Origin of the sequence: Aestuariivirga sp. (genome assembly GCF_037139295.1) — a bacterium.
Taxonomy (GTDB): Bacteria; Pseudomonadota; Alphaproteobacteria; order Rhizobiales; family Aestuariivirgaceae; genus Aestuariivirga.
Genome location: NZ_JBAXGR010000151.1, coordinates 1 through 6,078 on the forward strand (window position 1 = coordinate 1; position 6,078 = coordinate 6,078).

The 6,078-nt window shown below is 60.7% G+C and carries 5 protein-coding genes; all 5 read left to right on the forward strand.

Annotated features, from left to right (window positions below; all coding sequences use genetic code 11):
- The coding region (locus tag WCJ41_RS19700) for a glycine betaine ABC transporter substrate-binding protein (RefSeq protein WP_336907544.1) at positions 1-428 on the forward strand (428 nt) is incomplete at its 5' end.
- A 72-nt stretch (positions 429-500) separates the two neighbouring features.
- The gene (locus WCJ41_RS19705) at positions 501-1,526 is read left to right on the forward strand and encodes an ATP-binding cassette domain-containing protein (RefSeq protein WP_336907545.1); all 1,026 of its coding nucleotides are present in this window, start codon (positions 501-503) and stop codon (positions 1,524-1,526) included.
- Complete coding sequence (locus tag WCJ41_RS19710; RefSeq protein ID WP_336907546.1) at positions 1,523-3,481, forward strand: ABC transporter permease subunit; 1,959 nt, start codon at positions 1,523-1,525, stop codon at positions 3,479-3,481. Before WCJ41_RS19705 ends, WCJ41_RS19710 begins: the two co-directional genes overlap by 4 nt.
- A 13-nt stretch (positions 3,482-3,494) precedes the next feature.
- Complete coding sequence (locus WCJ41_RS19715) at positions 3,495-4,622, forward strand: MFS transporter (protein ID WP_336907547.1); 1,128 nt, start codon at positions 3,495-3,497, stop codon at positions 4,620-4,622.
- 270 nt (positions 4,623-4,892) lie between these two features.
- Positions 4,893-5,528 (forward strand): hypothetical protein, encoded by a 636-nt coding sequence (locus WCJ41_RS19720; RefSeq protein ID WP_336907548.1) that lies wholly within the window; start codon positions 4,893-4,895, stop codon positions 5,526-5,528.
- Positions 5,529-6,078: the final 550 nt, after the last annotated feature.

Here is a 6,078-nt window from a genome sequence, read left to right on the forward strand (position 1 = left end):
ACTTCCAGGAAGTGCCGGTCGGTCAGGCAGCCACGCTGTGGGCCGAACTCCAGGCGGCCTATGACCGCAAGGAGCCGATCGTACTCTTCAACTGGACGCCGAACTTCATCGAGGCGAAGTTCGAAGGCCAGTTCGTCGAGTTCCCGAAATATGAGGCCGCCTGCCTCTCCGACCCGAAGTGGGGCCAGAACCCGGACGCCGTCTATGACTGCGGCGCACCGGCCAGTGGCTACCTCAAGAAGGTGGGCTCGAAGGAGCTTGAGCAGAAGTGGCCGAAGGCCGCCTCCATTCTCAAGAAGGTAAACTTCAGCAACCCGCAGATTGCGGCTGCCGCTGCCCTTGTTGACGTCGACGGCATGACGCCGGAAGACGCCGCCAAGAAGTGGATTGAGACCAACCAGGACACGGTCAAGTCCTGGCTGCAGTAACACCCAACTCAATTGAGGGGGCGCGGGGCTTTTGCTCCGCGTCCCCTCACTTACACTGCGGAATGCCTGACCATGCGTGACCAGCCGAAGATTTCCTGCCGCCATCTCTGGAAGGTGTTCGGTGCCGATCCCCAAGGCTTCCTCGCCCGTCATGGGCATGCGCCCACGTCGGAGAACTTCGCGGCAGAACGCCATATTGGTGCGGTGCGCGACGTGTCTTTCGATGTCTATCCGGGTGAGATCCTCATCATCATGGGCCTCTCGGGGTCGGGCAAGTCGACGCTGATCCGTGCGATCACAAGGCTAAATGATCCAACGGCCGGTGAGGTGGTGTTCGAGGGGCGGGACTTTCTCAAGTCGAGCGCCTCCGAACTGATCGACATCCGCCGCCACAAGATGGGCATGGTATTTCAGCACTTCGGCCTGCTGCCGCACCGCACGGTTCTCTCCAACGTCGCCTTCCCGCTTGAGGTGCGCGGTGCCACGCGCGAGGAGCGCGATACGCGCGCCCGCGAGATGATCCGGCTTGTCGGCCTCGAGGGCCGCGAGAATTACTTCCCGCGTGAGCTTTCGGGCGGTCAGCAACAGCGGGTTGGCATCGCGCGTTCGCTCGCTGTCGGGCCCGACGTGTGGTTCCTCGATGAACCCTTCTCGGCACTCGACCCACTGATCCGCCGCGAGATGCAGGACGAGTTCCTGAGGCTGCAGAAGCTGCTGCGCAAGACTATCGTATTCATCACCCATGATTTCGACGAGGCGATCCGCCTCGGCGACCGCATTGGCATCATGAAGGACGGCCGACTGGTGCAGCTGGCGACGCCGGAAGTGATGGTTTCATCGCCCGCCGATGACTATGTGCGTGAGTTCACCCGCAATGCCCCGCGTGACCGGGTGCTGACGGTGGGCTCCATCGCCTCGCCGGTGCCGGCTCCGCTCAATGGCGACAACATCCTTGCCTCGGCCAAGATCGGCGAGGCCGCACCCATCGTGCTCGCCTCCGATAAGCCCCTGGCAGTGATTGATGCCGAAGGCCGCTCCATCGGCACTATCGACCGCGCCGCCATGATCCGCGCGCTCTATCCGGACGAACGCCCATGAGTAGCGGCGGGCAGGCAATGGCCGCGCCGAAGCTTGCACCACCTCCGCGGCTGTCGCTTCCCATCGTGGTGGGCATCATCATCGTTCTCGGCGTTGCCGCGGCTTGGGCCTGGCCGCCCTTCGCCCGCTGGCCCAGCGAGTGGGCCATTCCCTTCCGCGCCTGGGTGACCGAGGGTTTCGTCTGGTTCTCGGCGGCCGCAAAACCTGTGACACGCATACTGTCGTGGCTGCTGTCCTGGCCGCTATGGTTCTCGGAAGCGTTGCTATTCAGGGGCTTCCCGGCGCTTTCGCTGCCGCCGTTGCCATGGGTTGCCATCGTCGGGGGCGTGGCGATCCTCGGTCATTGGGCTGGTGGCAGGGGGCTCGCCATCTTCTGCGGGCTGGCGGCCTTCTACCTCGCGATCTTCGGCCTGTGGCAGGACTCGATGCAGACGCTGTCCATCGTTCTCGTCACCGTGCCGCTCGCCGCTGCCCTGGGTCTGGCGCTCGGCCTGTGGGCAACCCGCAACACCCGGGTTGAGCGCATTCTCAATTCGGTCTTCGACGTGATGCAGGCCACGCCGCACATGGCCTATCTCGGGCCCGTGGTCATACTCTTCGGCTTCGGCCAGGTGCCGGCGATGCTCGCCACCTTCGCCTTCGCCCTGCCGCCCATGGCACGCTGCACGATCCTCGGCTTGCGCACCGTTCCCCCGGACATTCTGGAGGCGGGCCGCATGGCCGGCTGCACGCCGCGACAGCTACTCTGGAAAGTCGAGATTCCCGCTGCCGAGAAGACGCTGATGCTGGGCCTCAACCAGGTCGTCATGCAGACGCTGGCCATGGTGGTCATCGCCTCGCTGGTTGGCGCTTCCGGGCTCGGCCAGAAGCTGCTGTTCTCGTTACAGCAACTGCAGATCGGCAAGGCGGTGGAGCAGGGCGTGGCGATCACCCTCATCGCCATCGTTCTCGATCGGCTGACCCAAGCCTATATGGCCAAGGTGCCCTCGCATACGGACCCGAAGAACGGCTTTACCGCCCGTCACCCCCATATCTCACTTTTCGTGCTACTCTTGGCGGCCTCTGTCGCTGCGGCAGGTTTTTCCCACGGCTTCGCCGTACTTCCCAAGGAAATGACGCTGTCTTATGGCGGACCGATCAACAACGCGGTGCGCTGGATCTCGAAGGAGCTCTTTCCCTACATCAAGCCGGCGCGCGATGCGCTCACCATTTGGCTGATGCTGCCGCTTCGCAATTTCTACCTCTGGCTTCCCTGGCCGGTGATGCTCGGCGTGCTCGCCGCAATTGGCTATCATCTCTCGGGATGGCGTTTGGCGCTGCTGCCGGTCTGCCTGTTCGGCTTCATGATGCTCGCAGGCTTCTGGGAGCCGCTGATGCTGACGATCTATCTCGTCACTGGCGCCACGATCCTCTGCGTCATCATCGGCATTCCCATCGGCATTTGGGCGGCGCACAGCCCGCGTGTTGCGCATGTCACGAAAGGCGTGTGCGACACGTTGCAGACCTTTCCCAGTTTCATCTACCTGATTCCCGTCATCATGCTGTTCCAGACCAGCGACGTCTCCAACGTCATCGCCATGCTGGCCTATGCAACGGTGCCGGCAATCCGCTACACCTACCTGGGTCTGCTGCGCGTGCCTTCTGCGACCTTGGACGCCGCCGTTGCCTCCGGCGCCACGCCGTGGCAGCGCCTGCGCAAGGTGGAGCTTCCCATTGCGTTCCCCGAGATACTGCTCGGCTTCAACCAAACCATCATGATGGCGCTGGCCATGGTCGCCATCACCGCGCTCATTGGCTCGCGCGATCTCGGCCAGGAAATCTACAAGGCGCTTCCGGGCGCGGACACTGGCCGTGGCCTGCTCGCAGGCCTCGGCATTGCCTTCATCGGCATTACGGCAGATCGTCTGATTGGTGCCTGGGCCATGCAGCGCAAGCGACAACTCGGTATGGCCTGAGGCCGTGGTTGCGGTGAACTCAAGGAAACTCGCCGCGGCCTTGATGACCTGCCTGTGCTTTGGGTCAATCCATGCCTACGGCGTGCTGCTGTCACCCGTCGAGCAGTGGCTTGGCACCTCGCGAACCGTCGCCAGCATGGGTTATGCAGTCGCAATCGCGGCCCTCACACTGGGCGTGTACCTGAATGGCCGCATCGAGGCGGTGTTCGGTCCGCGACTTCGGCTCATCGGTTCAGGCGCTGTTGCGGCGCTGGGCCTTATGATTGCCGGTGGCAGCTCCAGTTCCGCCGGTCTGCTGCTTGGCTTCGGGGTGATGTACGGTCTCGCAAATGGCTTCGCCTATGCCATGTCGCTCGGCATAGCTGCCGCCGCCATGCCCGGGCGCGAGGCGCAGGCGATGGGCCTCGCCACCGCCATCTATGGCCTTGGCGCCGTGCTCTGCGCCCAACTCTTCAGTGCGGCACTCGGGGGCATGCATGTTGCAATCATTTTTTTGGTGCTGGCACCTGTGGTCTTTGCGATTTGCGCAATGGGTGCAGCACTCATCCAGCGAGATGCGCCTGTCAGCCCGCCATCAGTTGAGGGCGTGCCGCAAGTCATTCCACGGTCGCTCCGCTTTCTGTGGTTTAGCTATCTGCTGGGTGCGTTCTCCGGCCTCATGGTCCTCGCCCATGCGCCGGCTATCGCTGTGTGGCGCAACGAGGTTGGTACGGAGGCGGGGCTCGTCTCTAGTGTCGTTTCACTCGGCAGCGTGCTGGGCGGATATCTCGGAGGCGTGTTCGCGGCCCAAGTTCCGGGTCCCCGCGGCATCGCACTTCCCCTACTCGTGCAAGCCATCGTTCTTCTAGGGATACCATTCGCGGCAGGGATTTTACCGGTAACTGCCTCGCTGGGTCTTGCGGGCGTCTGCTATGGCGTCTTGATTGCGGTCATTCCCGTGGAAGTGCGGCGCATATTTGGTCCACAGGGCTTCGCACTGAACTACGGCAAGGTATTCACCGCCTGGGGTATCGCAGGCGTCGCCGGGCCCGTGGCGGCTGGCTATCTCTATGACATCACGCGCGGCTACGGCGCGGCGCTCGCAACAGCGGCGGTGCTATCTCTCTGGTCATGTTTCACCATCCTGCGTGTGGGAAAATGACCGGCAGCGAGTTCAGTCCGAGAGGCCTGCGGCGGACGGTATTCCGCGAGTCAATCTGCGTCGACATTCAGAGAGCAAGAATTTGGCGCACCTGTGGGGATCGGAATACGAATGTCGTTAGGCGGGTCATAGATTGCGGGCCCTGTTCCGATTGTTAGTGCATGTTGTTTGAACAACCAGTCGTGGCAGAGGTTGCCACTCTTCCACTTTCGACGATTATCGTGATGTTTGGAGTTTGCAATGAACGCGAGATCTGGAGGTTTTCTACAAATGCGATACACCGTCTTGATCATGAACCTTGTTTTGGTATTGCTGTTGGGTAGCACAGCCTTTGCAGACACGGTCAGATTCAAACGTATTCCAACACAGTTTATCGCGGCGCTTGTGGAGCCCGGCGCAAGCAGTGGTACAGGCGCAGAGAAGTGGGGTGTGTGGGAAGTTGATCCCGGACCCAGGGGCGTATGGTTGAAGAACTTCGAGGAACTGCTCTCGTCAGGAGGTGTGGCGCCGTCAAACTGGAAGTTCGATCCCAGTGACTGGTGGCTTGATGAGAACGGTCTGATCATGGAGCAACCTAGCTTTCCATTGAAGCCCGGACGGTATCTGGTCACGGGTAGACGGACCGCTACGGCAATTCTGACGGTCCACCCCGCCGATGCACAGGGCGTGCAAGCATGGGAGTTGGGGAACAGAGCTTCCATTTATGACGTCACGCATCTGAAGTGTCGCTCTGCTCGCTACACCTCTGCAACTAGTGGCTTATGCAGCCCCAGTGCGGTGGATCAAAAGAGTTTCCCGGTGGCGCCCGGTGGCATGATGCCGCCTGTCGATGGCTGCAGCAAACAGGACTATTCGGTTTTGTTCATCATTGGCGTTGATTGGAGTTCGGAAAAACAAACCGATTGAGCAGCCTGACGTGGACAAGCTTGGAAGCAGATCGCCAAATAGCATCAGGAGGTGCGGCTGGTGATTGTTGCAGCTGGATTGAGATAAGTGGCCGATCTTCCTAGGGACGCAGCCGTTTAGAAGGAACACATTTTGGGCAGTCGGACAGGATCGCCTTAGCCCACGCCAAGAACAAGCTCATGCATTGGGTGTGGTCGCTTGGGAAGTAGCCAACGACTAGCTCGAATGTGAGAGAGCTAGGTAGTTCTGCTGTTGTTGCTACGATGAGAAACGAATCTAGTATTTTCCCTAGAGAGAAGGATCAAACATGTTGAAGAAGTCGCTCTTCCTAGCCACGGCAATCATACTGGGGACATTCTGCACGACACAAGCCGCCAATAATGCTGTGGCGAAATTCGTGAAAACAGAAATATCATGTCCGTCGGGAACAACTTGCGCTGTGCGCATTGCACTCCCAACTAATAAGGGCTCTTTTGAAAAACGAGTGGGTTACGCTGCGTGACCATTGATCTTCGGGAAGTCGAGTTTTCCGGCGATGAGGAACAGCACG

Coding starts and splice junctions, on each gene's coding strand:
- WCJ41_RS19720 (WP_336907548.1), top strand. CDS start 4,893: ATGCGATACACCGTCTTGATCATGAACCTTGTTTTGGTATTGCTGTTG.
- WCJ41_RS19705 (WP_336907545.1), top strand. CDS start 501: ATGCGTGACCAGCCGAAGATTTCCTGCCGCCATCTCTGGAAGGTGTTC.
- WCJ41_RS19710 (WP_336907546.1), top strand. CDS start 1,523: ATGAGTAGCGGCGGGCAGGCAATGGCCGCGCCGAAGCTTGCACCACCT.